The sequence below is a fragment of the Humibacillus xanthopallidus genome (genome assembly GCF_044793955.1).
GTDB classification, from domain to species: Bacteria; Actinomycetota; Actinomycetes; order Actinomycetales; family Dermatophilaceae; genus Humibacillus; species Humibacillus xanthopallidus_C.
On the sequence record NZ_CP084995.1, the window covers coordinates 803,425 to 828,894 of the forward strand.

27 protein-coding genes, 1 tRNA gene and 1 pseudogene are annotated in these 25,470 nt (G+C 70.1%); 15 read left to right on the forward strand and 14 right to left on the reverse strand.

Annotation, left to right across the window (positions count from 1 at the left end; genetic code table 11):
* The first annotated feature begins 14 nt into the window (after positions 1 to 14).
* The 4 genes from LG278_RS03690 to LG278_RS03705 all read left to right on the forward strand — a co-directional run bounded on the left by LG278_RS03690 (position 15) and on the right by LG278_RS03705 (position 3,206).
* Entirely contained in the window at positions 15 to 1,295 is a 1,281-nt protein-coding gene (locus tag LG278_RS03690) for an NAD(P)/FAD-dependent oxidoreductase (protein ID WP_404391054.1), read from the forward strand.
* Between the two features lie 79 nt (positions 1,296 to 1,374).
* Positions 1,375 to 1,950: an OsmC family protein gene (locus tag LG278_RS03695; protein WP_404391056.1), complete on the forward strand. Its 576-nt coding sequence runs from the start codon at positions 1,375 to 1,377 to the stop codon at positions 1,948 to 1,950.
* A gap of 39 nt (positions 1,951 to 1,989) precedes the next feature.
* Positions 1,990 to 2,700, forward strand: coding sequence for a flavodoxin family protein (locus LG278_RS03700; RefSeq protein ID WP_404391058.1), 711 nt, complete (start codon positions 1,990 to 1,992; stop codon positions 2,698 to 2,700).
* Positions 2,701 to 2,825: 125 nt separating this feature from the next.
* Positions 2,826 to 3,206: an SHOCT domain-containing protein gene (locus tag LG278_RS03705; protein WP_404391060.1), complete on the forward strand. Its 381-nt coding sequence runs from the start codon at positions 2,826 to 2,828 to the stop codon at positions 3,204 to 3,206.
* Positions 3,207 to 3,449: 243 nt separating this feature from the next.
* On the opposite strand, the gene xylB is transcribed toward LG278_RS03705, so the two are convergent.
* Genes xylB through LG278_RS03735 form a run of 6 tightly spaced genes read right to left on the reverse strand, consistent with a single transcriptional unit; the run spans position 3,450 to position 10,675 of the window.
* Positions 3,450 to 4,868 (reverse strand): xylulokinase, encoded by a 1,419-nt coding sequence (gene xylB, locus LG278_RS03710; RefSeq protein WP_404391062.1) that lies wholly within the window; start codon positions 4,866 to 4,868, stop codon positions 3,450 to 3,452.
* Between the two features lie 55 nt (positions 4,869 to 4,923).
* Positions 4,924 to 5,943 (reverse strand): NAD(P)-dependent alcohol dehydrogenase, encoded by a 1,020-nt coding sequence (locus tag LG278_RS03715; RefSeq protein ID WP_404391064.1) that lies wholly within the window; start codon positions 5,941 to 5,943, stop codon positions 4,924 to 4,926.
* A 10-nt stretch (positions 5,944 to 5,953) separates the two neighbouring features.
* Positions 5,954 to 7,462 carry a mannitol dehydrogenase family protein gene (locus LG278_RS03720; protein ID WP_404391066.1) on the reverse strand — a complete coding sequence of 503 codons (1,509 nt, stop codon included), beginning with the start codon at positions 7,460 to 7,462 and terminating at the stop codon, positions 5,954 to 5,956.
* Entirely contained in the window at positions 7,459 to 8,346 is an 888-nt protein-coding gene (locus LG278_RS03725; RefSeq protein ID WP_404391068.1) for a carbohydrate ABC transporter permease, read from the reverse strand. The genes LG278_RS03720 and LG278_RS03725 overlap by 4 nt, the downstream gene beginning before the upstream one ends.
* Complete coding sequence (locus LG278_RS03730; RefSeq protein WP_404391070.1) at positions 8,343 to 9,293, reverse strand: carbohydrate ABC transporter permease; 951 nt, start codon at positions 9,291 to 9,293, stop codon at positions 8,343 to 8,345. Before LG278_RS03730 ends, LG278_RS03725 begins: the two co-directional genes overlap by 4 nt.
* Positions 9,290 to 10,675 carry an ABC transporter substrate-binding protein gene (locus LG278_RS03735; RefSeq protein ID WP_404391072.1) on the reverse strand — a complete coding sequence of 462 codons (1,386 nt, stop codon included), beginning with the start codon at positions 10,673 to 10,675 and terminating at the stop codon, positions 9,290 to 9,292. The genes LG278_RS03730 and LG278_RS03735 overlap by 4 nt, the downstream gene beginning before the upstream one ends.
* Positions 10,676 to 10,814: 139 nt before the next feature.
* Here LG278_RS03735 and LG278_RS03740 point away from each other — a divergent pair, with 139 nt between their 5' ends.
* The 4 genes from LG278_RS03740 to LG278_RS03755 all read left to right on the forward strand — a co-directional run bounded on the left by LG278_RS03740 (position 10,815) and on the right by LG278_RS03755 (position 15,888).
* Positions 10,815 to 11,786: a sugar-binding transcriptional regulator gene (locus LG278_RS03740; RefSeq protein WP_404391074.1), complete on the forward strand. Its 972-nt coding sequence runs from the start codon at positions 10,815 to 10,817 to the stop codon at positions 11,784 to 11,786.
* A gap of 152 nt (positions 11,787 to 11,938) precedes the next feature.
* Positions 11,939 to 13,504, forward strand: a complete 1,566-nt coding sequence (locus LG278_RS03745) for a Re/Si-specific NAD(P)(+) transhydrogenase subunit alpha (protein ID WP_404391076.1) — start codon at positions 11,939 to 11,941, stop codon at positions 13,502 to 13,504.
* 3 nt (positions 13,505 to 13,507) lie between these two features.
* Positions 13,508 to 14,893, forward strand: a complete 1,386-nt coding sequence (gene pntB, locus LG278_RS03750; RefSeq protein WP_404391078.1) for a Re/Si-specific NAD(P)(+) transhydrogenase subunit beta — start codon at positions 13,508 to 13,510, stop codon at positions 14,891 to 14,893.
* Between the two features lie 365 nt (positions 14,894 to 15,258).
* Positions 15,259 to 15,888, forward strand: a complete 630-nt coding sequence (locus LG278_RS03755) for a helix-turn-helix transcriptional regulator (RefSeq protein WP_404391080.1) — start codon at positions 15,259 to 15,261, stop codon at positions 15,886 to 15,888.
* Between the two features lie 2 nt (positions 15,889 to 15,890).
* On the opposite strand, the gene LG278_RS03760 is transcribed toward LG278_RS03755, so the two are convergent.
* The 3 genes from LG278_RS03760 to LG278_RS03770 all read right to left on the reverse strand — a co-directional run bounded on the left by LG278_RS03760 (position 15,891) and on the right by LG278_RS03770 (position 18,648).
* Entirely contained in the window at positions 15,891 to 17,393 is a 1,503-nt protein-coding gene (locus LG278_RS03760) for an amino acid permease (protein ID WP_404391082.1), read from the reverse strand.
* A 105-nt stretch (positions 17,394 to 17,498) separates the two neighbouring features.
* Entirely contained in the window at positions 17,499 to 18,422 is a 924-nt protein-coding gene (locus LG278_RS03765; RefSeq protein ID WP_404391084.1) for a PH domain-containing protein, read from the reverse strand.
* 55 nt (positions 18,423 to 18,477) lie between these two features.
* Positions 18,478 to 18,648: a hypothetical protein gene (locus LG278_RS03770; RefSeq protein ID WP_404391086.1), complete on the reverse strand. Its 171-nt coding sequence runs from the start codon at positions 18,646 to 18,648 to the stop codon at positions 18,478 to 18,480.
* A gap of 148 nt (positions 18,649 to 18,796) precedes the next feature.
* Between LG278_RS03770 and LG278_RS03775 the strand changes: the two genes are divergently transcribed.
* Positions 18,797 to 19,777, forward strand: a complete 981-nt coding sequence (locus tag LG278_RS03775; protein WP_404391088.1) for a small ribosomal subunit Rsm22 family protein — start codon at positions 18,797 to 18,799, stop codon at positions 19,775 to 19,777.
* A gap of 24 nt (positions 19,778 to 19,801) precedes the next feature.
* On the opposite strand, the gene upp is transcribed toward LG278_RS03775, so the two are convergent.
* A complete protein-coding gene (gene upp / locus LG278_RS03780) occupies positions 19,802 to 20,440 on the reverse strand; it encodes a uracil phosphoribosyltransferase (protein WP_404391090.1) in 639 nt (212 codons plus the stop codon).
* Between the two features lie 17 nt (positions 20,441 to 20,457).
* On the opposite strand from upp, the gene LG278_RS03785 reads away from it, so the two are divergent.
* The gene (locus tag LG278_RS03785; protein ID WP_404391092.1) at positions 20,458 to 20,943 is read left to right on the forward strand and encodes a nucleoside deaminase; all 486 of its coding nucleotides are present in this window, start codon (positions 20,458 to 20,460) and stop codon (positions 20,941 to 20,943) included.
* Between the two features lie 11 nt (positions 20,944 to 20,954).
* A tRNA-Ser gene (locus LG278_RS03790) sits at positions 20,955 to 21,044 on the forward strand.
* Positions 21,045 to 21,466: 422 nt separating this feature from the next.
* Here the strand turns inward: LG278_RS03790 and LG278_RS03795 are convergent.
* From LG278_RS03795 to LG278_RS03805, 3 genes are all read right to left on the reverse strand, one after another.
* The gene (locus tag LG278_RS03795) at positions 21,467 to 21,811 is read right to left on the reverse strand and encodes a type II toxin-antitoxin system HicB family antitoxin (protein WP_404391094.1); all 345 of its coding nucleotides are present in this window, start codon (positions 21,809 to 21,811) and stop codon (positions 21,467 to 21,469) included.
* Positions 21,808 to 22,056, reverse strand: a complete 249-nt coding sequence (locus tag LG278_RS03800; protein ID WP_404391096.1) for a toxin HicA — start codon at positions 22,054 to 22,056, stop codon at positions 21,808 to 21,810. The genes LG278_RS03795 and LG278_RS03800 overlap by 4 nt, the downstream gene beginning before the upstream one ends.
* 85 nt (positions 22,057 to 22,141) lie before the next feature.
* Positions 22,142 to 22,528 (reverse strand): tyrosine-type recombinase/integrase, encoded by a 387-nt coding sequence (locus LG278_RS03805; RefSeq protein WP_404391098.1) that lies wholly within the window; start codon positions 22,526 to 22,528, stop codon positions 22,142 to 22,144.
* Positions 22,529 to 22,546: 18 nt separating this feature from the next.
* Between LG278_RS03805 and LG278_RS03810 the strand changes: the two genes are divergently transcribed.
* Genes LG278_RS03810 through LG278_RS03820 form a run of 3 tightly spaced genes read left to right on the forward strand, consistent with a single transcriptional unit; the run spans position 22,547 to position 23,843 of the window.
* Positions 22,547 to 22,759, forward strand: coding sequence for a hypothetical protein (locus LG278_RS03810; RefSeq protein WP_404391100.1), 213 nt, complete (start codon positions 22,547 to 22,549; stop codon positions 22,757 to 22,759).
* Between the two features lie 60 nt (positions 22,760 to 22,819).
* On the forward strand, positions 22,820 to 23,032 hold the full coding sequence (locus tag LG278_RS03815) for a sensor histidine kinase (RefSeq protein WP_404391102.1): 213 nt from the start codon (positions 22,820 to 22,822) through the stop codon (positions 23,030 to 23,032).
* Between the two features lie 52 nt (positions 23,033 to 23,084).
* The gene (locus tag LG278_RS03820) at positions 23,085 to 23,843 is read left to right on the forward strand and encodes a class I SAM-dependent methyltransferase (RefSeq protein WP_404391104.1); all 759 of its coding nucleotides are present in this window, start codon (positions 23,085 to 23,087) and stop codon (positions 23,841 to 23,843) included.
* Between the two features lie 106 nt (positions 23,844 to 23,949).
* On the opposite strand, the pseudogene LG278_RS03825 reads toward LG278_RS03820, so the two are convergent.
* Positions 23,950 to 24,180, reverse strand: a pseudogene (locus LG278_RS03825) (chorismate-binding protein); the annotation flags it as partial.
* Here LG278_RS03825 and gntH point away from each other — a divergent pair.
* Positions 24,169 to 25,452, forward strand: coding sequence for a guanitoxin biosynthesis MBL fold metallo-hydrolase GntH (gene gntH / locus LG278_RS03830; RefSeq protein ID WP_404391106.1), 1,284 nt, complete (start codon positions 24,169 to 24,171; stop codon positions 25,450 to 25,452). The pseudogene LG278_RS03825 and the gene gntH sit on opposite strands and share 12 nt — an antisense overlap.
* The last annotated feature ends 18 nt before the right edge of the window (positions 25,453 to 25,470 follow it).

Below are 25,470 nucleotides of genomic sequence, written 5' to 3' on the forward strand. Positions count from 1 at the left end.
TGAGGAGAGCACCCATGACCACCGCTTCACCGGCAGCCCGCCGCAGCAACACCACCCGCAGCGCCCGCACCCCGCGCACCGCCCACAGCGCCCGCAGCGCCCGCGGCGCGGATGCCGCCCGTGTCCTCGAGGCCGACGTCGTCGTCGTCGGTGCCCGCTGCGCCGGCGCGGCCACGGCCCTGTTGCTCGCCCGCGCCGGCCACGACGTGCTCGTCGTCGACCGGGCGAGTTTCCCCAGCGACACGATCTCGACCCACGTCATCGCCCGGTCGGGCATGGTGGCGCTGCACCGGTGGGGAGTGCTCGAGGCGGTCGTCGCCTCGGGGGCGCCGCCGATCCGTCGGGTCGAGTTCACGAGCGCCCTGGGCTTCCTGCAGCGCGAGGTCAAGGACCGCCATGGCGTCGACTTCCTCCTCGCCCCGCGCCGGATCGTGCTCGACGGCGTGCTCCAGCGCGCGGCGCGAGAGGCTGGCGCGCGGATCCGCACCGGGGTCGCCGTCACCGACGTCGTGCACGATGCGCAGGGACGCGTCGTCGGTGTCGTGGGCCAGGACGAGGGCGGGCCGGTCGAGGTCCGGGCCCGCCTCGTCGTGGGCGCCGACGGACTGAGCTCGCGTGTCGCCCGTGCCGTGGGGGCGCCGTTGACGATCGTCCGACCTGCCTCCGGTGCGGCGCAGTACGCGTACTACGACGGTGACTGGACGGCCATCGAGCACCACCTCGGCACCAACGCCTTCGCCGGCGTCTTCCCCACCCACGACGGGCAGGCCTGCATCTGGGTCTGCACGCCGGAGGACGCGGCACGGGCGTCGCGCCGGCAGCGCCGTGACCCCGCTGACGCCTTCGACGACCTGCTGGCATCGGCCGTGCCCGGCCTCGCCGCCCGGGTCGACCCGGGCGCCCGAAGGTCTCCGGTGCGGGGGATGCTGCGCATGCCCAACCACTTCCGTCAGGCGTCCGGACCCGGGTGGGCACTCGTCGGCGACGCCGGCTACCACCGCGACGCGGTCACCGGCCACGGCATCAGCGACGCCTTCCGCGACGCCGAGCTGCTCGCAGGGGCCATCGATGCCGCGATGAGCGAGCCCGACTGCGAGACAGCGGCGCTCGCGGCATATGGGCAGGAGCGTGACCGCCTGGCCGCGGAGGTCTTCGAGATCACCTGCGCCCTGTCGACCTTCCCCGAGCAGGGCCGTTTCCTCCAGCTGCAGAAGCAGCTCGCCGTGGCCATCGACGTGATGGCCGGCGAGATGGCGGCCAGACCGCTCCCACGCGCGAGCGAGTTCGCCGCGTGACCCACTCGTCCTCGACCAGCGAGGCACCGCCGACACCCGGCACCGATCCATCACCAGCACCATCCAGAAAGGCAGCACCATGACCATCACGACCGACAACCCCGCCACCGCGCACCGCAACGGGGTCGACACGGCGGCGCTCTTCGCCACCCTGGACGCCGTCAAGCAGATGCCGCCGGCAGCGAAGTTCCAGTTCCGGGCCCACAACCAGTGGGTCCAGGGCACGCACAGCCGCTCGAGCATCCACGACTTCTTCGGCGTCGGCGAGGAGCGCTGCCACGAGCGGGAGTTCGTCTTCGACGCCGACCACCCCGCCGTGCTCGTGGGGAAGGACAACGGGCCGACACCCGTCGAGTTCGTCCTCCACGCCCTGGCGGCCTGCCTCACGGCGGGCATGGCCAACATCGCCGCGGCCCGCAAGGTGACGCTCACCGAGGTGCGCTCGACGGTCAGTGGTGACATCGACCTCAACGGCATCCTCGGGCTTCAGCCGGTGCGCAACGGCTACGAGCAGGTGACGGTGTCGTTCGTCGTCAAGGGGGACGCCCCCGAGGAGGTGCTGCGCGAGATCGTCGAGCAGTCGCGCCAGCGCTCGGCCGTCTACGACGTCATCACCAACGGGGTGCCGGTCGACATCGACGTCGAGGTCGCCTGAGGGATTGCCGGCCCGTGGGCCGCGGAGGACAGTGCTCCCATGAGCGACTGGGACTTCAGCGGCCTACGGGCCACCTTCGTCAACTGCACCCTGAAGAAGAGCCCCGAGGTGAGCCACACCCAAGGGCTCGTCGACGCCAGCGCGGCGATCATGGGCGAGCACGGTGTCGACGTCGACGTCATCCGCCTCATCGACCACGACGTCGCGACCGGGGTCCATCCCGACATGCGCGAGCACGGCTGGGAGACCGACGCGTGGCCGGACCTCTATCCCGGCATCCTCGAGAGCCAGATCCTCGTCGTCGCCGGCCCGATCTGGCTCGGCGACAACTCCAGCGTGACGAAGCGCCTCATCGAGCGGATCTACGCCCTCAGCGGGATGCTCAACGACAAGGGGCAGTACCTCTTCTACGGACGGGTCGCGGGCTGCCTCATCACGGGCAACGAGGACGGCATCAAGCACTGCGCCCAGAACGTGCTCTACAGCCTCCAGCACGTCGGCTACACGATCCCGCCGAACGCCGACGCGGGCTGGATCGGCGAGGCGGGGCCGGGCCCCTCCTACCTCGACCCGGGCAGCGGCGGCCCCGAGAACGACTTCACCAACCGCAACACCACCTTCATGACGTGGAACCTCATGCACCTGGCCAAGCTGCTCCACGACGCCGGAGGGGTGCCGGCGCACGGCAACCAGCGCTCCGCATGGAACGCCGGTGAGCACTTCGGGTGGCACAACCCGGAGTACCGCTGAGCCGTGGTCCGTCGGGGCGAGTCACCCGGTCCGGATGATGCGACCGTCGGCGCCGGGTCGCGATAGTGGGCGCATCGGACTCTCCGACGGAGTTCGGTGCGCCCTCCGAGAAAGGTTGTTCTCCCGTGTCGTTCTGGGACATCGTCTGGTTCATCTTCATCTTCTTCGCCTTCATGGCCTACCTCATGATCATCTTCCAGGTCATCGGCGACCTCTTCCGTGACGACTCCGTGTCGGGCTGGATCAAGGCGGTGTGGATCATCGCGCTGATCTTCCTGCCGTTCCTCACGCTGCTCGTCTACCTCATCGTGCGCGGCAAGGGCATGGCGGAGCGTTCGGCCCAGGCCATGGACACGGCTCGTCGCGCGCAGGACGACTACGTCCGTTCGGTGGCCGGTGCGGGCGCCTCGGCCCCCGACCAGATCGCCAAGGCCAAGGAGCTGCTCGACTCGGGTGCCATCACGGCAGACGAGTTCGCTGCGCTGAAGGCCAAGGCCCTGGCCTGACGGTCCAGACCTGCCACGACGACCACGAGCTCGTCACCACCCACGTGTGGTGACGAGCTCGTGGTCGTCGTGGCCCCACTCGCGTCGCCATTCACCTGGTATGCCGGGTGGCCGGCTTCGCTGAGGCGCGGATCCCGCCGCATCCATCCCGCCGCGGCCGGATGAGTGTGGTCAAGCCGTTGTTCCCGCCGCATCCATCCCGCCGCGGCTGAGATCGTGTGGTTCCGTCAGACCCGCGGCTGCTCAGACTCCGTGGGTCGAGGTGACGAGCGCCTGGTAGCGCGCCACGACGTCGGCTGCAGCGGACTGCTGTCCGGCCGGCACGGGATACTCCGAGTCGACGGCCAGCGGCCAGGTCGGAGGCTCCGCCTCGCCCGACAGGGCCCACGCGGCCTGGCGGGCCGCGCCGATGCCGACGTACTCACCGGGCGCGGGCACGACGACGGGCGCACGGAAGAGCCCCGGAGCGATCTCGCGGACGGCGCGTGAGGCCGCGGCGCCGCCGATGAGCAGCACCCGCTCGACCCCGACCCCGTGCTGGCGCAGCGCGTCGACGCCGCCCACGAGGTTGCACAGCATGCCCTCGACAGCAGCGCGTGCGAGGTTCTCGGGTGTCGCGTTGGAGCGGGTGAGACCGCTCAGGGTGCCCGTCGCGTCGGGCAGGTCAGGGGTGCGCTCACCGTCGAGGTAGGGCAGCAGGGTGAGTCCGCCGGCGCCGGGATCGGCTGCGAGAGCGAGACGGTCGAGCTCTGCGAGGTCGACCCCGATCATCGTGGCCGCCGCGCCGAGCACGCGAGCGGCGTTGAGCGTGCACATGAGCGGCAGGTGCCGCCCGGTCGCGTCGGCGAAGCCGGCGATCGCTCCGGTCTCGTCGCGAATGGCGGAGTCGTGAGGCGTGAAGACCGTGCCACTCGTGCCCAGCGAGACGACGACGTCGCCCGGGCTCAGCGTCAGGCCGAGAGCGGCCCCCATGTTGTCGCCCGTGCCCGCGGCCACGAGCATGCCGCTGTCGGTGCGTCCTGCCGCGGCGGACGGCGCGAGCACCTCGGGCACCTCGAGCTCGCGCCCGAAGGCGGTCTTGAGCAGGTCGAGGCGGTAGTCGTTGGACCCGGCGGACCAGTAGCCGGTGCCGGAGGCGTCGCCCCGGTCGGTGGTCCAGCGCTCGAAACCTTTGCCCTGCTTGAGGATCCGGCCCGTCAGCCAGTCGTGGGGGAGCACGACCCGGGTCGCTCGGGCTGCCAGCTCGGGCTCGTGCTCGGCAAACCAGCGCAGCTTGGTCACGGTGAAGCTGGCGACCGGGACGAGGCCCACCGCGTCGACCCAGGCGGCCGCGCCCCCGAGCTCGGCGGTGAGGTCGGCGGCGGCGCCCGCGCTGCGGGTGTCGTTCCAGAGCAGGGCGTCGCGCACCACGTCGTCGTGCTCGTCGAGTGTCACCATGCCGTGCTGCTGGCCCCCGACGGCGATGGCTGCCACCCCGTCGAGGATGCCGTCAGCGCTCGACTGCTCGTAGGCCTCCCACCAGCGCTCGGGGTCGACCTCGGTGCCGTCGGGATGGGGTGCCCGCGAAGTGCGCACGATCTCACCCGTCTCGGCGTCGCACACGACGATCTTGGTCGACTGGGTCGAGCTGTCGACTCCGGCCACGAGGGTGCGGTCGCTCATCGGTGGTCCTCCAGTGGTGCGTCGGCGGCGGTGCCGTGCGTCGGTGCTGTCAGCATCACCGCTGCGGCAGGATGACGGCCTTGATGGCCTTCGCGTCGGAGCGTCCCGCCACGAGGGCCTCAGCCGTCTGGTCGAGCGTATGCCTTGAGGACACGAGGCGGTCGAGGTGCACCACGCCCGCTGCCACGAGTCCGATCGCCGTGGGCCAGGTGTTGGCGTAGCGGAAGGTGCCGGTCACGACGAGCTCGCGCTCCTGGATCGTCGACAGGGGCAGCATCACCTCGTCGCCGCCCATCCCCACCAGCACGGCGCGGCCGGCGGGAGCGAGGGCCCCGACCGCCTGTCGCGTGACCGCGGGGTGGCCGGTGCACTCGACGAGCGCATCCGGCGGGGCCTCGGCCAGGGCCGCGGCGAGGTCGTCGACGGTGGGGTTGACGGTGCGCGTGGCGCCGAGCTCCGCCGCCATCGCGAGACGGTCGTCGTTGACGTCGACGACCGTGATCTGGGTGGCCCCGGCGGCCCGCGCCACCTGCACGCACACCAGCCCGATCGTGCCCGCCCCGGTGACGAGCACGCGGCTGCCGACGCCGACCTCGGCCTTGCGGGCCGACCAGATGCCGACCGACAGCGGCTCGAGCAGGGCCGCCGCCTCGTCCGACACCGAATCGGGCACCGGATGGGCGAACGCCTCGTGGACGACCACGAGCTCGGCGAGCGAGCCGTCGACGGGTGGCGTGGCGTGGAAGCGCATGTCCGGGCAGAGGTTGTAGCGCCCCGCGAGGCACTGCTCGCAGGATCGGCACGGCAGGCCGGGCTCGATCGAGACTCGCTGCCCCTGCCGCGCAGGGTCGACGCCGGGTCCGACTGCGTCGATCACCCCGCTCGCCTCGTGGCCGAGCACCAGGGGCGACTCGACGACGAAGCTGCCGATGCGGCCGTGGTCGAAGTAGTGGGTGTCGGACCCGCACACCCCGACGGCCGCGACCCGGACCCGCACCTCACCCGCGCCGGGCTCGGGATCCGGCCGATCGATGATCTCGACCTCGCCCGGCCGGTTCAGCACCGCGACACGCATGGCGCTCCCTTCACTGGTCGGTGCCGCGCACGGCATACGTCTCGAGCGTGGCGCGGGCGCCGCGCTCGTGCAGGCTGGCGAGCGCGGCGGCATACGTCGTGGTGAAGCGCTCGTCGTCGACGAGGTCACCGAAGAGGTCGCGGTCGCGCAGGAAGGCGAGGTCGTCGCCCTCTCGCTGGCGGGCGGCTGCCGCCATGACCCGCTCCCTGACCCGGTCGATGACCTCGATCGGCTCGCCCTGCTCGTCGACGCCCTCGGCGTAGCGGGCCCACGACGCGACGACGAGGGCCGAGCGGTCGATCTGACCGCCGGTCTCGAGGTTGCGCCGGATGACGGGGACGAGCCACTTGGGGATGCGGTCGGAGCTCTCGGCGCACAGCCGGGCCAGAGTGTCGCGCACCTCGGGGTTGGCGAAGCGCTCGATGAGCTGGCGCCGGTAGGCGTCGAGGTCGACGCCCGGCACCTCGGGCAGGGTCGGACTGCCCTCGTGCTCCATGTAGCCGAGCAGGAAGTCGACGAAGAGCGGGTCCTGGCACACCTCGTGCGCGTAGCGGTAGCCGGAGAGGTGGCCGAGGTAGCAGAGCGCCTGGTGGCTGGCGTTGAGCAGGCGCAGCTTCATCAGCTCGTAGGGCACGACGTCGTCGACGAGCTGCACCCCGGCCGCCTCGAAGGGGGGTCGCCCGTCGGTGAAGTGGTCCTCGAGCACCCACTGGGTGAACGGCTCGCAGACGACGGGCCAGCCGTCCACGACACCGAACTCGTCGGCCAGCCGCTCGATGTCCTCCGGCGCCGTCACCGGGGTGATCCGGTCGACCATGGCGTTGGGGAAGGCGACGTGCTCGTCCATCCAGTCGGCCAGCCCGGGGTCCTTGAGGCGCGCGAAGGCGGTCATCATCCGCCGCGCGACATCGCCGTTGCCGGGCAGGTTGTCGCACGACATGACCGTGAAGGGGGTCTGGCCGGCGGCGCGCCGGGCCGCGAGCCCGGCCACGACGTAGCCGAAGACCGTGCTCGGCACGGCCCCCTCCTGCAGGTCAGCCCGGATCGCGGGGTCGGTGTCGTCGAACTCGCCCGTGACCTGGTTGACGAGGTAGCCGCCCTCGGTGATCGTGAGCGACACTATGCGGGTGCGGGGGTCGGCCAGCCGGTCGACGACGGCCGCGGGGTCGTCGGGGGCGAAGAGCAGCTCGACGATGCTGCCGATGACGCGGGGCTCCCGGTGGCCGTCGGGGTGCTTGACGACGAGGGTGTAGAGCCCGTCCTGCGCCGTCAGCGTCTCGACGATCCGGCGGTCGTGGGGCAGCACGCCGACGCCGCAGATGCCCCAGTCGAGCGCCTTGCCGTCGTTCATCAGCCGGTCGAGATACATCGCCTCGTGGGCGCGGTGGAAACCACCGACGCCGAAGTGCACGATGCCTGCGGTGACCGCACCCCGGTCGTATGCCGGCCGGCCGACGTCCTGCGGAAGGGCGGCATACGTCTCGGCTGAGAGGGGGGTCGTCGTGGGGGCCGGGGTCATCGCACCGCACCCATCGACAGGCCCTGCACGAGCTTGTCCTGGGCGGCGAAGCCGGCAGCGAGCACCGGCAGCGACACGATGAGCGAGGCGGCGCAGACCTTGGCGAGGAAGAGCCCCTGGCTCGTGACGAAGCCGGTGAGGAAGACGGGCGACGTGCCGGCCACGGTGCCGGTCAGCACGCGTGCCAGCAGCAGCTCGTTCCAGCTGAAGATGAAGCAGATCAGCGCGGCCGCCGCGATGCCGGGCATGACGACCGGCGCGATGACCTCGCGCAGAGTGCGCACGAGTCCGGCGCCGTCGACCTGGGCGGCCTCGAGCATCTCGGCGGGCACCTCGGCAAGGAAGGAGCGCAGCATCCAGATCGCGATCGGGAGGTTCATCGAGGTGTAGAGCAGGATCAGCCACCAGATGTTGTCGAGCAGGTGCACCTTCTGGGCGAAGAGGTAGAGCGGGAGGATGCCAGCGACGATCGGCAGCATCTTTGTGCTGAGGAAGAAGAAGAGGACGTCGGTCCATTTGTTGACCGGCCGGATCGACAGCGCATAGGCCGCCGGGAAGGCGAGGAGCAGCACGAGGATCGTCGAGAGCACGCTCGCCGTGAGGGAGTTGAGCAGCGAGGGCCAGGGGCCAGCGGCGAAGAACGACTGGTAGCCCTCGAGGCTGAGTGGCGCGAAGACGCTCGGGGGGTTGGTCGCGGCGTCGGTCTCACGGTGGAAGGAGGTGAGCACCATCCACATGACCGGCAGGGCGAAGAGGATGCCGATGACCCACGCCAGCAGGCTCAGCAGGGAGGCGCTGCGCGGTGGCTTGCGGTGGCGGATCTCCGACGGGTCCATCGGGGTGGGCCGTGCATCTGCCCGGGGGGTGGCGGCCGTGGCGCTCATCGGGACTCCTCCTTGAACAGGCTGAAGACGGAGCGCAGGGCGAGGGTCGCGATGATGATGGTGCCGATCACGACGACGACGCCCGCGGCCGAGGCCCGGCCGTAGTCCTGCGCGGTGTAGAAGGTCTGGTAGATGTAATAGGGAAGGTTGGCGGTGCCGAGCCCGCCCGAGGTGATCGTGAAGACGTGGTCGAAGTTCTGCACCACGTAGATCGCGCCGAGCAGTCCGGACAGCTCGATGTACTGGCGTAGGTGGGGCAGGGTCATGCTCCGGAAGATCTGCCACGGGCTGGCGCCGTCGATGCGGGCGGCCTCGACGACGTCGAGGGGCCGGCTCTGCAGGCCGGCGAGCAGGATGAGCATCATGAACGGCGTCCACTGCCAGACGAGCGCCGCGATGATCGCCCACAGCGGGTTGTTGGTGATCCAGTCGGGCTGCGGGGCGTCGGGACCGAAGATCCACTTGAGCAGTCCGTTGAAGAGGCCGTACTCGGGGTTGTAGAGCGCGTGCTTCCACAGCAGCGCCGCGGCGACCGGCACGATGAGGAACGGCACGATCATCAGGGTGCGCACGATGCCGCGGCCGCGGAACTTGCGGTCGAGCAGGAGCGCGATCGCGAGACCGAGCGCCAGGCTGATCAGGACGACCCCGGCGGTGAGCAGGATGGTGACGATCACGGCCTGGCGGGCGTTCTCGTCGGTGAAGACCCGCTTGAAGTTGTCGAGGCCCGCGAAGCCGCGCTCCTCGGGGTAGTAGGCGTTCCAGTTCATGAAGGAGATGACGAGCGTCGCGAGGAACGGCAGCTGCGTCATGGCGATGACGAAGATCAGGGCGGGCAGCAGCGGAGCGCGGCGCGCCCAGTCTCCGGCCTTGGCCAGCTGGGTCGACCGCTGCGGCGGGGCGGCCGGGGCCGGTGTGACCTCTTCGGTGGTGGTCGTGGTGCTCACTGTTCCTCCCGTGCCTGGTAGCGCTCGGCGACGTCCTCGGCGAGCTTCTGGCCCTTGTCGAGGGCCTCGTCGACCGTCGTCTGCCCGGCGATCGCGGAGCTGACGTCCTGACTGACCTGCGTGCCGAGATCGGGGAACTCGGGGATGTCGACGAACTGGATGCCGAGCGCTGGCCGCGGCTGCACGCCGGGGTTGGCCGGGTCGGCGGACTCGATGGCGGCCTTGGTCGGGGCGGCGAACGCCCCTGCCTCGGCGAGGTAGGCGGGGTTGTCGTAGGTGGAGGACCGCTTGCCGGCGGGGACCCGCGACCAGCCGAGCTTCTCGCCGACGAGCTGCTCGTAGTCCTTGCCCGATGCCCAGGAGATGAACTTCCAGGCGTTCTCCTGCTTGGTGCTCGCGGCCTGGATGCCCCACGACCACGCGTAGAGCCAGCCGGAGCTCTTCGTCTTGACGACGGGTGCGGCGACGTAGCCGATCTTGCCGCGGACCGGGGAGTCCTTGGCCTCGAGCGAACCGGCAGCCGACGTCGCGTCGTACCACATCGCCACATTGCCCTGCGAGAGGTTGTTGAGGCACTCCGTGAAGCCGGCCTGGGGAGCGCCGTTCTGGCCGTACTCGCGCACGAGGTTGACGTAGAAGTTGGTCGCCTCCTTGAACTCGGGGGCGTTGACCCGCGGGGTCCAGTCCTTCTCGAACCACGTGCCGCCGAAGGTGTTGACGACCGTCGTCAGCGGGGCGAAGAGCTGACCCCACCCGGGCTGGCCGCGCAGGCAGATGCCGGCCATGCCGGGCTCCGCCCCGTCGACCTTGGCCGCGATGTCGGCGACCTCGGGCCAGGTCGGGTTGTCGGGCATCGTGAGGCCCTTGGCCTCGAGCACGTCCTTGCGGTACATGAGGAACGAGGACTCGCCGTAGAACGGCTGGCCGTAGATCTTGCCCTCGGAGGAGAGCGAGACCTGCATCGGCTCGAGGATGTCGGCCTGGTCGAAGGCGGAGTCCTTGGCGATGAAGTCGTCGAGCGGGCTGATCCACTTCGCCTTGGCATAGATCGGGATCTCGAAGTTGCTCAGGCTGGCGACGTCGTACTGCCCCGCCTGGCTCGAGAACTCCTGGCTGATCTTGTCGCGCACGTCGTTCTCGGGCAGGACCGTGAAGTTGACCCTGATGCCGGTCTGGGCCGTGAAGTTGTCGGCCGTCAGCTGCTGGAGGTCGACCATCTGGGGGTTGTTGACCATGAGGACGTTGATGGCGTCGTCGCCGCCGCCCTGACCGACCGCGCCCCAGCCGGCACAGGCGGAGAGGCTCGCGACGAGCCCCGTGGTGAGTGCTGCCGCGGCGACGGCCGTGGGCCGCCTGCGAGTGCCGTGTCGGATCGGTCGCACGTTGCTCCTCCTTGAGTGATGCTCATTTGAGCGATGCAGTGCACATATGAGTAAAGTGACTCAGGTCACTCGTGTCAACAGGTCGTCCGAGATCGGAGGTCTCGCCACGACGGCGACGAGGAGGCAGCACACTGTGGGCGTGAGGGAGACGGGGATGGAGCGACGGGGACCGGCCGAGCTGGTGATGGCCGCCGCTGTCGCGCGCCGTCACTACCTCGCAGGCCGGTCCAAGATCGAGATCGCCGACGAGCTCGGCATCAGCCGGTTCAAGGTGGCGCGGCTGCTCGACTTCGCCCGCGAGCGGGGCATGGTGCGCATCGAGATCGTCGCGGAGGGTGACATCGACCTCGACCGGTCGGCCCGTCTGCAGGAGACGTTCGGGCTGCGCCACGCCATCGTCGTCGACGGGACAGGGCTGGACTTCAAGACCCTGAGCGAGCACCTTGGCGAGGCCACCTCGCGCTTGCTCGGCGAGATCCTCGACGAGCACGACGTGCTCGGGCTGCCGTGGGCGCGCTCGATCGACGTCATGACTCAGTCGCTGCGCCACCTCCCCGCCGTCGACGTCGTGCAGCTCTCGGGCGCGATGGAGGTGCCCGGGGTCAACAGCAGCGCGGTCGACATCGTGCGCCGGGCGGCCCAGGTGACGGGCGGCTCGTCGTCGATCTTCCACGCCCCGCTGCTGCTCGACGACGACACCGCCGCGAGCAGCATCCGCCGCGACGGCCTCGTGGCCCGCGGGCTGGCCCAGGCCTCGCGTGTCACCACCGCGGTCATGGGCATCGGGGCCTGGGCTCCGGGCCTGTCGACGATCTATGACGCGGTGTCGCCCGCCGACCGCGAGGCCTGCTTGGCGGCTGGGGTGGTGGGCGAGATCGGTGGGCGCTTCTTCGACGCCGGGGGCCGGCTCATCGACCCGCCGCTCAGCGGTCGCATCGTCACCATCGGCGCCGAGGAGCTGCGGGCGATCCCCGAGGTCATCGGCATCGTGTCGGGCCGTCCCAAGGCGGCGGCGGTGAGGGCGGCCCTGCGCGGCGGCCTGGTCAATGCGCTCGTCGTCGACGTCGTGCACGCCGACGCCCTCCTGGCCCCCGACGAGGCTCCTGGCTGAGCACACCTCATCGCGCCACGTGCCCACGATCAGAGACAGCGGCGGGCAACCGGACGGCATACGTGTGATTTGGGCGCCTCGGCGCCCGTTACCCGCCGGTCGTGCTCTAGGTTCGGGAACCAGTCCCTGCCCCTCAGCGCGAAGGAGCCATCGTGCAGATCGGTGTCCCACGAGAGAGTCGCCCCCGTGAGACACGGGTCGCCGCGACGCCCAAGACCGTCGGTCAGCTCGTCGGGCTCGGCTACGACGTCGTCGTCGAGTCGGGCGCGGGCGCCGTGTCCAGCTTCTCCGACGAGGCGTATGCCGCCGCGGGGGCTCGCGTCGTCGACGCGGAGCAGGCGTGGGGCTCGGATGTCGTGCACAAGGTCAACGCGCCGAGCGACGAGGAGATCGCGCGCCTGCGGCCGGGCACCGTGATCGTCTCGCTGCTGGCGCCGGCGCTCAACCCGGAGCTGGTCGAGAAGCTCCGCGCCGCGGGCGTGACCGCGATGGCGATGGACGCCGTGCCGCGGATCAGCCGCGCGCAGTCGCTCGACGTGCTCTCGTCGATGGCCAACATCGCCGGCTACCGGGCCGTGGTCGAGGCCGCGCACGAGTTCGGGTCGTCCTTCACGGGTCAGGTGACGGCTGCCGGCAAGGTGCCGCCCGCAAAGGTGCTGGTGGCAGGGGCGGGCGTGGCCGGACTCGCCGCGATCGGCACTGCGCGGTCGCTCGGCGCGATCGTGCGCGCGACCGATGCCCGGGCCGAGGTGGCCGAGCAGGTGGAGTCGATGGGCGCGGAGTTTCTCGCCGTGCAGATGCCGGAGGTCGAGGCGGGTGCCGCGTCGTCCGACGGCTACGCGAAGGAGATGGGGGAGGAGTACAACCGGCGCGCGGCCGAGCTCTATGCCGCGCAGGCTCCCAACGCCGACATCATCGTGACGACGGCCCTCATCCCGGGCCGTCCGGCACCGCGGCTCATCACCGGCGAGATGGTGGCCACGATGAAGCCGGGCTCGGTCATCGTCGACATGGCGGCGTCCAACGGCGGCAACGTCGAGGGCTCGGTCGCCGACGAGATGGTCCTGACAGACAACGGCGTGCGGATCATCGGCTACACCGACCTCGCCGCACGGCTGCCGACCCAGGCCTCGCAGCTCTATGGCACCAACCTCGTCAACCTCATGAAGCTGCTGACGCCGGGCAAGGACGGGCAGCTCGTGCTCGACTTCGACGACGTCGTGCAGCGCAATATGACGGTCGCCCGCGACGGCGAGCTGCTCTGGCCGCCCCCCACGATCCAGGTGTCGGCGGCGCCGGTCGTGGCTGCCGCCGCGTCGAAGCAGGTGGTCAAGGAGCCTGACAAGCCCAAGGATCCGAGGCGGAAGTATGTGGGCATGGCGATCGGGGCTGCTGTCTTCGCCCTCATCGCCGCCGTGTCACCCGCGAGCTTCCTGGGTCACTTCACCGTCTTCGCCCTCGCGGTCGTCATCGGCTACTACGTCATCGGCAACGTGCACCACGCGCTGCACACGCCGCTGATGTCGGTGACCAACGCGATCAGCGGCATCATCGTCGTCGGGGCGCTGCTCCAGCTCGGCACGACGCCCACCTCGGCTGGGGGGACCTCGACGGTCATCCTCGTCCTGGCCTTCATCGCCACGCTCATTGCGAGCATCAACATCTTCGGAGGGTTCACGGTGACCCGCCGCATGCTCACGATGTTCCGGAAGGGCTGACCGGTGACCGACGTCAGCAACGCCCTCATCCAGGCCGCCTACATCGTGGCGGCCCTGCTCTTCATCCTGTCGCTCGCGGGTCTGTCGAAGCACGAGACCGCCCGCGAGGGCAACGTCCTCGGCATGATCGGCATGGCCATCGCCCTCGTCGCGACGCTGTGGCTGGCCCTGCGCGACGCCGCTTGGGGCAACTGGGTCGCGATCGCGGTCGCCATGGCGATCGGCGCGAGCATCGGCATCTGGCGGGCCCGGCGCGTCGAGATGACCGGCATGCCCGAGCTCATCGCGATGCTGCACTCCTTCGTCGGTGCGGCGGCCGTGCTCGTCGGGGTCAACACCTACCTCGCCGACAGCGGCGGGGGCGATGCCGTGCACCTCGTCGAGATCTTCCTCGGGGTCTTCATCGGCGCGGTGACCTTCACCGGCTCGATCGTCGCCTTCCTCAAGCTCTCGGCGCGCATCTCGTCGAAGCCGCTCATGCTGCCGGCACGCCACTGGCTCAACCTCGCTGCGCTCGTGGCCTCGCTCGGCCTGCTCGTCTGGTTCGTCGCGTCGCACTCGATCGTGCCCCTGCTGCTGATGCTCGCCATCTCGCTGGCCTTCGGGTGGCACCTCGTGGCCTCGATCGGCGGCGGCGACATGCCCGTCGTTGTGTCGATGCTCAACAGCTACTCGGGATGGGCCGCGGCCGCGGCCGGCTTCATGCTCGGCAACGACCTGCTGATCGTCACCGGTGCGCTCGTCGGATCCTCGGGTGCCTACCTGTCCTACATCATGTGCAGGGCGATGAACCGGTCCTTCGTGTCCGTCATCGCCGGCGGTTTCGGGTCCGACGGCGCCGTGTCCAACGCCGACGTGGACTACGGCGAGCACCGCGAGACCAACGCCGAGGACGTCGCCGACCTGCTGATCCACTCCGGCTCGGTCGTCATCACGCCGGGCTACGGCATGGCCGTCGCGCAGGCGCAGTATCCCGTCGCCGAGCTGACCGCGAAGCTGCGCGAGCGAGGGGTCGACGTCCGCTTCGGCATCCACCCCGTCGCCGGTCGCCTCCCAGGGCACATGAACGTCCTGCTCGCCGAGGCCCGGGTGCCCTACGACATCGTGCTCGAGATGGACGAGATCAACGGCGACCTGCCCGAGACCGACGTCGTGCTCGTCATCGGTGCGAACGACACGGTCAACCCCGCCGCCGAGGAGGACCCCACCTCGCCGATCGCCGGGATGCCGGTCCTCGAGGTCTGGAAGGCCAAGGAGGTCATCGTGTTCAAGCGCTCGATGGCGGCGGGCTATGCCGGAGTGCAGAACCCGCTCTTCTTCCGCGACAACAGCGCCATGCTCTTTGGCGACGCCAAGGAGCGGGTCGAGGACATCATCAAGGCCCTCTGACCCTGCTCCACCCAGCGGAGCAGGGTGTGAGTCGCTGGCGGGGTGTCGCCCGCGTTTGACTCACACTCCGCTCCACCCAGCGGAGCAGGATGTGAGCCGCTGGCGGGGTGTCGCCCGCGTTTGACTCACACTCTGCTCCACCCAGCGGAGCAGGATGTGAGCCGCTGGCGGGGTGTCGCCGGCGTTTGACTCAGATGCTGCTCCGGCCAGCGGAGCAGGGTGTGAGCGGGGGAAGAGCTATACCGTCGCTGGTCGCTGGTCGCTGGTCGCTGGTCGCTGGGGATGGCCGCAGCGCGGGTGCCGTGCGTCCTGCGACGATCGGCTCGAGGCCGAGGTGGCCGCGCAGTCGGGTGGGGGTGACGCTGATGAGTGGGGATCGACCGCCACCGGTGTTCGATGCGGCGAGGTTCGTCCTTCGCGCACGGCGCGAGGCAGACCTCAGCCAACGCGACCTCGCCGACGTCATCGGACTCTCACGCGCGACCATCGGGCGGCTCGAGACCGGCGCGACGCGGGTGGGCGTCGATCTGCTCGGCAGCATCCTCGCGCTCGCTGGTCTGCGGCTCGCTGTGCTCGACGGGTCCGGTCGCGAGGTCCAGCCGGTGCCGGACGACGTCCTGCGGGACAACGCGGACCGCCGCTTCCCGAGCCACCTCGACGTGCTGTTGCCCGAAGACCAGCCGGCCTACCGAGGCGTCCACCCCCGACCGGGCCAGCCGCCTGCGACGGGGTGGTATCACCAGCGGCGCCGGCGGGCCGACCTGCGACGCCGTCGTGGGACGCAGCCGGACCACCCCACCCACAGCGGCGAACGCCAGCGCAGGAGAGCCGCCTACGAAGCACGGGTTGCCGCCGCCATCAGGCGACAGGCGGATGCTCCCGACCCTGAGTGCACCTGTCTCGACGAGTGCTTCGAGCTGGCCTGTCTGGCCGCGTGCCCCTGCCAGTGCGAGCCGGAGCGACCAGGTTCAGCTCGCTCCGGCCCACCTGTCTGAGGTCAGCGGTCCTTGACCATCTCGGGGGGCTCCGCGGCCGCCTCGGGCTCGGTCTCGAGTCGGCTGTGCTTCTTCGAGTAGATGAAGTAGATGACGAAGCCGATGGCCATCCAGACGAGGAAGCGGATCCACGTCTCGAGGCTGAGGTTGAGGATCAGGTAGAAGCAGCACGCCGCCGACAGCCACGGGATCCACGGGTTGCCCGGCACCTTGAAGGCGCGCTTCAGGTCGGGGCGCTTCTTGCGCAGGATCGGCACCGCGAGCGAGACGAGGATGAACGCCGACAGCGTGCCGATGTTGACCATCTCCTCGAGCGTCCCGATCGGCGTGATGCTCGCGGCCACGGCGACGGCGCCACCGATGATGAGGGTGAGCTTGACCGGGGTGCCGGTCCTGGGGTTGGTGACGCCGAGCCCGGGGGGCAGCAGCCGGTCCCGGCTCATCGCGAAGGTCACTCGGGTCGCGCCGATGATGAGCGTCATGACGACGGTGGTCAGACCTGCGACGGCTCCCGCGGAGATGAGCGTCGCGTAGCCGTCCTTGCCCACGGCGATGAAGGCGTTGGCGAGGGCGGCCTTCGGGTCGATCTCGCTGTACGGCTGCATGCCGGTGATGACGAGTGCGACCGCCACGTAGAGGATCGTGCAGATGACGAGTGAGCCGATGATGCCGCGGGGGAGGTCGCGCTGCGGGTTCTTCGCCTCTTCGGCCGTGGTGGCCACGACGTCGAAGCCGATGTAGGCGAAGAAGACGAGCGCGGCGGCCGACATGATGCCCAGCACGCCGAAGGTGGCCGGGGTCATGCCGGTGATGAGCTGCAGGACCGGGGCATGGATGCCCTCGGAGCCCTTGGCGCCCGGAGCCGACGGGGGAATGAAGGGCGTCCAGTTGTCGCGGTTGATGAATCCGATGCCCGCGAAGATGACGAAGAGCACGATGAAGAGCTTGACCCCGACGAGCACGAGGTTGACCCGCATCGACTCCTTGATGCCCTTGGCGACGAGCAACGTCAGGGCTGCGACGAGGACGAAGGCGGGAAGGTCGAAGTGCCACCCCTCCGCCGGGCCGAGTGACTCCGGCCAGGTGATGCCGAGCTGGTCGAGCAGTGTGACGAAGTAGGTCGACCAGCCCTGGGCCACGACGCTGGCGCCGAGCATGAGCTCGAGCAGCAGATCCCACCCGATGGCCCACGCGATGAGCTCGCCGAGGGTGGCGTAGGAGAAGGTGTAGGCCGAGCCTGACACCGGCACGGTCGAGGCGAACTCCGCGTAGCAGAGGGCGGCCAGGGCACACACGACGGCGCCGATGATGAAGGAGAAGACCACCGCTGGCCCGGCGTACTGCTGAGCCGCCCGCCCGGTCACGGTGAAGATACCGGCGCCGATGATGACGCCGATGCCGAAGACGACGAGGTCGAGCGCCGACAGGCGTCGTTTGAGCTGGTGGTCGGCCTCATCCGCGGCAGCCAGGGACTGCTCGATCGACTTCGTGCGAAAGACGCTCATGGTGACCTCCGAGCGGGTGGGGTCCGGTGATTCGACCCAAACTAGACCCGAGCGGCCGCCGGTGCGAGAGATGGGCGCTGGCGTGGACGCGCGTGTCGGCCCGCGTCAGGACTGCGGCCAGATCGGACCGGTGTCGGCCCCACGCCGGCGGCGCTTGATGTCGTCGCTCTCGTAGACGGTCTCGCCGTCCTTGCGCTTCTGGATCGGCACGGCCCGCGAGTAGGAGTCGAGGCGCTCCTGGATCGGGTCGTGGGTGCTGTGCACGTCGGGATAGGCCGGCCCCGAGCCTCGCGCAGCTCGGGGGCCACGCGAGCTGCGCCCTCCGGGTGTGATCGGGCTGACCGGTGCCTCATGCGCAGCCGGGGTCGCCCCCGGGTAGCCGCCGTAGCCCGTGGGGCTGCCCCCGGATCCTCCCGTGCCTCCCGACCCGCCGGTGCCACCGCCCGTGCCACCGCCCGTGCCACCCAGGCCTTCGAGGTCGTCGGGGTCGATGTCGTCGCCGTCGACCAGGTCACCGCTCGGCGGTGCGATGTGGAAGATCTCGGCACAGATGGCGCGGTAGGTCTCGTCGGGCTGGGGCACCCACTTGATCTCGCGCAGGGCCTGGTCCTGGCCGGCGCTCTCGAGGACGAAGCGCCCGTAGCCGAGGAGCTGGCCCGGGATCGAGCGGACGTAGCTCATGTCGGTCACCTTGATGAGCGGCATCATCGCGACCCGGTGCGTGATGACCCCGTAGCGCATGAGCAGGCGCTTGTCGGTGGCGACGAACCAGTTGTGGTGCCAGTCGAGCAGCTGCCACAGCATGCGCCCGAGCAGGATGATGAAGATCCACCAGAAGATCGTGCCGACCGCCTGGCTGTCGCGGGTGACGTTGGAGTCGACCCAGATCGCGGCGACGAGCGCGAGACAGGCGGTGGCGACCGGCTCGGCGACGCTGACCCAGTGGGAGCGCACGGCGGTCACGAGCTTCTCGCCGGGGAGCAGGATCGGCTCCAGCCCCGCCGGGACCTCGTGGTGTCGCAGTGCCATGGCCGGTGCCCTCCCCCCTCAGGCTAGACCGGTCCGGCCCGGTGGCGGGCCGGTCTCATTGGTTGAGGAGGGAGTTGAAGAACGACAGGATCGCGTTGAAGCCGTCGACGATGACGCCCCACAGGTTGCTGACGATGTCGGCGGCCTTCGTCGGTGACGTGAAGACCGCGTAGACGAAGAACGCGAGCACGATGATCAGGATGACTTTCTTGGTCTTGCTGCCCACGATCAGTCGCTCCTCGGCTCTCGGGGTGGTGCATGGGCCTCGACCCCGACGGGGCCACGGCACAGGGGTGGCACCAGTGTGCCGCAAGTGACGCGTGTGGTGCGGTTGGCGTCCCCGCGTGTTGCCGGCCGGCCGCTATCCTCCTGACGTGCCGTCACCCCCGACGTATGCCGCCGCGTTGCGTGACGCGATCGCCGACGTCACGCATGGCATCGCACCACAGCAGCTGGCGGCAGCCACCGAGGCCCTCATCGGGCGCTACCGATCGGTGGCACCCGCCGGACCGCCGATCCTCGACTCCGCCGATCGGGTCGCAGCCTATGCCGCCTACCGGATGCCGGCCACGCACGCGGCGCTCTCCCGGGTGCTCGGCACGGTGGCGGAGACGGGCCTGGCGCCGACGAGCCTGCTCGACCTCGGCGGCGGCACCGGCGCGGCAGCCTGGGCGGCGGCCGAGACCTTCACCTCCCTGCGCACGATCACGGTGCTCGACCAGGTGGAGGAGGCGCTGCGACTCGGCCGGAGGCTCGTCGAGTCCGCACCGGTGGAGGCGCTGCGCACTGCCCGCTTCGAGCGGGCCGCCGAGGGCTCGTGGCCGCAGGGAAGTGCCGACCTCGTCACCGTCTCCTACGTCCTCAGTGAGTTGACAGCGGACCAGCAGGGCCGCCTGGTCGCGGATGCGATGGCCCTCGGCCAAGCCGTCGCCATCGTCGAGCCCGGCACTCCCGACGGCTACCAGCGAATCCTCAAAGCGCGCAACGGGATCCGTGACGCGGGTTGGCAGCTGCTCGGACCGTGCCCCCACGATCTGGAGTGTCCACTGTCCGCTGGGGACTGGTGCCACTTCGCTGCGCGGGTCAACCGGTCGGCAGAGCACCGCCGGATCAAGGGCGGCGAGCTGTCCTACGAGGACGAGAAGTTCGGGTGGGTAGCGGGCGCACGTCCGGGCGTGGTTGCAGGACAAGCGATCTCGGGTCGAGTGCTGCGACACCCACTCAAGCGCAAGGGCTTTGTCGAGTTCCAGGTCTGCCGCCCCGACGGGACCGCCGGCCGCGAGGTCATCTCCAGGAAGCAGGGCGAGCGCTACCGCAGGGCCAGGGACGCCGAGTGGGGCGACGAGCTCCCCTGACCGGACGGCATACGGGATGGGCGGTCAGACGGTGCCGTAGAGACGGTCGCCGGCGTCGCCGAGCCCGGGGACGATGTAGCCCTTCTCGTTGAGTCGCTCGTCGATGGTGCCCGTCACGAGCTTGACCGGCACGCCGGTGTCGCTGAGTGCGGCCTCGAGGTTGGCGACGCCCTCGGGCGCGGCGAGCAGGCAGACGGCTGTGATGTCGTCGGCGCCGCGGTCGATGAGGAAGCGGATCGCGTCGGCCATCGACCCGCCCGTCGCGAGCATCGGGTCGAGGACGAAGACCTGGCGGCCGGTGAGGTCGTCGGGCAGCCGGTTGGCGTAGGTGACCGGTTCGAGGGTCTCCTCGTTGCGCTGCATGCCGAGGAAGCCGACCTCGGCGCTCGGGAGGAGGCGCACCATGCCCTCGAGCATGCCGAGCCCGGCGCGCAGGATCGGCACGATGAGCGGCTTGGGGTTGGAGAGCTTGATGCCCGTCGTCGGCGCCACCGGCGTCTCGATCTCGAACGGCTCCACGCGCACCTCGCGGGTCGCCTCGTAGGCGAGCAGCGTCATGAGCTCCTCGGCGAGCCGTCGGAACGTGGGACTGTCGGTCCGCTTGTCGCGCAGGTAGGTCAGCTTGTGGGCGATGAGCGGGTGGTCTGCGACGTGGACGTCCATGGGTGGAAACTTAGCGTGTGACCCGCCGCGCCGAAGCCCCCCATGAGCAGTCGTATGCCGCCCAGCTGGGTGAGGCGCTCGCGCTGGCGGCCGAGACCGCTGGCTCGCAGGACGTGCCGGTGGGAGCTGTGGTCGTCGACCGGCGGGGCACCGTGATCGGCCGCGGGCACAACGTGCGAGAGGAGCTCGGCGACCCGACCGGCCACGCGGAGGTGGTCGCCCTGCGCGATGCGGCGACGACCCTGGGCCACTGGCGCCTCGACGGCTGCACGCTCGTCGTCACGCTCGAGCCGTGCGTCATGTGTGCCGGGGCGGCGATGGCTGCCCGCCTGGAGCGGGTGGTGTTCGGGGCGTGCGACCCCAAGGCGGGAGCCTGCGGCTCGGTGTGGGACCTCACCCGCGACCCGCTCGCCACGCACACCGTGGAGGTCATCGGGGGAGTGCGAGCCGACGAGGCGGCAGGCCTCCTGGTGGATTTCTTCGAGGGCCGCAGGCTCCGGTAGGGTCTCCTCTCGGTGGCGTGTCCGAGCGGCCTAAGGAGCACGCCTCGAAAGCGTGTGTGGGGGTAACTCCACCGTGGGTTCAAATCCCACCGCCACCGCCAAACGACGCAGGACCCGACACGCTTTTCGTCGGGTCCTGCGTCGTTTTGTTGGACGCTGCGGGATTTGGGAGGAGGCCGGAGCGAAGCGGAGGCCGACGGCTCCCACCGCCACCGCCAGTCCCTTGCAGAAACGCCGGTTCGAGCCTCAGGGTTCGGACCGGCGTTTCTCGTCGTGGTCTCATTGCCGGTCTGATTCCGGCCAGCGAAGAGCGCTGACAGCCTGTTCGGGGGTTCAGCCCCGTTCAGTGGCGTCCGTTCCACGGGGACTTCGATACGGAACACGCGCCGAAGGCGGGCTTGGCGCTGTTCGCTGGCGTCCGCGACTGTTCGTCCGCGACCGTGCGTCCGGGGCGGCCGTCTGCCGGTCAGGTCGGGGCGGACGGGCCCGAGCATGTCCGGGGCATCACGCGATCCGCGGCAAGTCAGGACGCGTCCCCGAGTCGTCGCACGACGTATTGGTTGAGGCTTAGGTGTTCCTCCGCGGCTTCCAGTGCCAGTTTGCGGTGCAGTCGTTCCCCGACGCGGAGGTTGAACTTGCCGGAGTAGGCACGGGACGAGAGGGGTTCGGGGATCGGCTCGCCTGTTGTTTTCAGATCCTCGACGACGTCGCGGACCACGTCGCGGATGCCGTGCAGGGCATCGTCCTGGGTGGTGGCCAGCCAGGACAAGGACGGGAACTCGAGGCAGGTGCCGATGAACTCGGCGTCTTCGGAGGACCACGTGACGCGGTAGGTGTAGTGCGTGACGTCAGGGATCGTGACGCTCATCCGACTGACTCCTTCTTGTCGATGGCGGCCAAGACCTGCCGGACCTGGTACGCCTTGGCCGTGCCGTGGTCGTTCTGGATGTTGACCCGGGGGTCGCCGGGCCATGGGGTCTTGAACACGGCGTGGGATCCACCGCTGGTGCGCGGCGGTCCAAAGTGGTGCTCGCAGACCTTGACGAGCTCGTCGTACCGGACGTTGCGCGGGTTGGCGCGCATCTCGGCGACGATCTTGGCAACTGAGGGCACCCCTCTATGGTACTGCCGGTGGTACTGACTGTACTATCCATTGAGGGGTGAGTTGAGTCGCCGGCTTCCGGCTCGACTGCTGGCTTCAAGTGCCTGAGGCCATGTAGGCGGCGAGGATGTAGTTGGGGTGGCGGTCGAGGTTCTTGCGGGCCCGGTCGTAGCGCATCGTGGTGCGCGGGTCGGCGTGTCTGGCGGCGATCTGGACGTCGCGCAGGTCGATGCCGGCGTCGAGCATGGTGGTGACGAAGGTGTGGCGCAGCATGTGTGGGTGCATCCGGGCGGCGTGCACGCCGCCCGTTTTGGCGAGGTGGTGCAGGCGTCGGGTGGCGCAGTGGCGGTCCATCCGGCTGCCGCGGCCAGTCCGCAGGATCGGGCCCGAGGCGCGTCCGTCGACGGCGCCAGTGGCTCGGACGGCGGAGGCGGCCTTGACCTCGTCAAGAAGTCCCCGCTCGGCCAGGTAGCCCTCTTCCAACCCGGTAGCAGGCAAGCTATGGCGCCGTGGCTTGACCAGTCCTTGCCAGCGCTGGAGGACCGCGCGCTGGTCCGGGTCCGCCGACGCGCGCCCGGCCTGACCTTCGACGCCACCCTGGCGCCGTGGTGGGTTGTCGGCGAGGCCGCGGCGATGGAGCGCGCGATCACCAACCTGCTCGACAACGCCGCGAAGTGGAGCCCGCCCGAGGGCCGGGTGACGGTGCGGGTCTAAGCCGGCGTGCTCACCGTCCACGACCAGGGTCCGGGGATCGACGCCGAGGATCTGCCGCACGTGTTCGAGCGCTTCTACCGTGCCCGGGAGTCGCGCGGGATGCCCGGCTCCGGCTTGGGGCTGTCCATCGTCCGCCAGGTCGTCGCACGCCACGCCGGCACCGTCGCCGTCCACAACCGCGAGGGCGGAGGCACCCGCTTCACCGTCGTGCTGCCGGGCTCCCCCTCCCCGCACGGCGCGAGCTCCCAGCGCCGCGGTACGAGCGGCAGCTGACCGGGGGCCCCGAGGGCTCCCGCCGGGCCCCTCCGAACCCTAGAGTGGATAGATGCTTTTCGACGTCACCGCCGACGCCTACGGCCGGTTCATGGGGAGATACTCCGAGCCGTTGGCCGATCAGCTCGTGGCGATGGCCGGCCTGCGGGCCACCGACCGAGTGCTCGACGTGGGCTGCGGACCGGGGGCGCTGACCGCGCGGCTGGTCGCCGTCGCCGGCGCCAGCCGGGTCACCGCGATCGACCCGTCCTCGTCGTTCGTCGCCGCCGTCGCCGCCCGCCTGCCGGGCGTGGACGTCCGTGAGGCGAGTGCCGAGGCGCTGCCGTTTCCCGACCACGGGTTCGATGCGACGTTGGCCCAGCTGGTGGTGCACTTCATGAGCGACCCGGTGGCGGGCCTGCGCGAGATGGCCCGGGTCACGCGTCCGGGCGGTCCGGTGGTCGCCTCGGTATGGGACCACGGCGGCGGCCGAGGACCGTCGTCGCCGTTCTGGCGAGGTGTTGCGGACGTCCACCCCGGCGCGCTCGACGAGAGCGACCCCCCCGGCTCACGCGAGGGCCACCTGGGCCAGCTCTTCGAGGACGCCGGCCTGGGCGACCTCGACGAGACGGTGCTCACCGTGACCGTGCCGTACGGGAGCTTCGAGGAGTGGTGGGAGCCCTACACCTTCGGGGTCGGGCCGGCCGGCGCCTACGTCGACCGGCTGGACGAGGCGGACCGGCAGCGGGTGCGTGACGCGTGCGCGGCGCAGCTGCCCCCGGCGCCCTTCGAGGTCGCGGCGTCGGCGTGGACGGTGCGCGGGCGGGCCTAGCCGACTCCGTCGTGGGTCCGTCGAAGACCCGCAGCAACCGCTCCGCCTTCCAGCGGGACTCGGCGTACTCCTCGGCGACGTCGGAGTGGACCGTGATCCCGCCGCCGGTCCCGAGCAGGTAGCGCCCGTCGCCGCTGGTGGTCAGCGACCTGATCACCACCCCGAGGTCGGCCCGCCCGTCGGCGGACACCCAGCCGAAGGCTCCGGCGTAGGCGCCGCGGGCACACGCAGGAAGTCCGCGCCGATCGGGTTCGATCCCGAACTCGGGGCGATGCTCGGCACGGTTGCTGTCCACGCCGACGCCCTGTAGGAGGTGCAATCGACGGTGACCGCACATCGGCACGACCTCCCGGCGGCATATCCGGGCGTTGCGCGGGGTCCTCGGCTGCCAGAGCCCAGGACGAAAGACCCTTCCGGGCTTTCGGTCGGAAGACGATCGTGGATCGCAGACCATCTCGGAGATCGAGGAGGAAAGAGTCCCATGTCTGCATCCGCGATGCCTGTGCTCGCTTACCTGGGCGGAACCCAGGCTCTAACCATGACCCCGGTGGTCGGAGACCCCGTCCAGGCAAGGCCGGATGTGTTTATCCCCGGCACGGAGGACCTGGCGACCGGTGAGATCCGCGTGACGGTGCTCGGGAGCGGTGACCCGTGGATCCGACGGAGCCAGGCGTCGGGGTCGCTGCTGATCGAGGTGGGAAATCCGGAGCGGGACCTCTTCTTCTTCGATCTCGGCTCGGGATCCCTGGCGAACTTCACGGCTCTCTCGCTGCCGGTGGAGTCGACGACGAAGGTCTTCTTGTCGCACCTGCACGCCGACCACATCGGCGACATCCCTGGTCTGGTTGGCAGTCTGGCGAAGGCCGGGCGGGTCGACCCGGTCGAGGTGTGGGGTGGGGCATGTGAGGATCCCGACCTCGGTCTGACCGCGTTCGTCGAGCACATGGGAAAAGCGATGGCGTGGGACACCGCCTCGGTCAGTGGCGTCCGCCCGACCACGGGGTTCGCGATGGTCGGGCACGAGATCCCCTTCGACCGACCGGAGACGATCTACGAGCGCAACGGGGTGACCGTTTCCTGCTTCCCAGCCATCCACGGGCTCAGCGGCGCGGTCGGCTACTCCGTCGCCTACTCCGGCCTCAAGGTCGTCTTCTCCGGGGACACCCGCCCGTGCCGGCACGTCGTGGACGCGGCCGTGGGAGCCGACCTGCTGATCCACGAGTGCTTCCAGTCACCGGCGGTGTACGCGCGCGCCACCGGGCTTCCGTTGGAGACGGCCTTGAACATCACCCGCCTCGCCCACACGGTCCCGGACCAGATCGGCAAGATCCTCGACATGACCAGGCCCCGCATGGGTGCGCTGTGGCACCTCGACGTGACACCTGGCGTGGAGGGGGTCTTCGACGAGCTGGGTGCCCACTACACCGGACCGGTCACCGTGTCCCAGGACTTCACGGTCTTCAACGTCACCAGCGACGCTGTCGTCGCCCGCCAGGCGAAGGTGAACGACGCTGCGCCGCCCGTTCACGGACCCTCACAGAGCAACCCCGAACTCGACCTAAGACCGAAGCCACCTGCGTGGTGGGCCGAGGCACTTCTCGACCTGTGAGGTGACCGCTCATCGGCA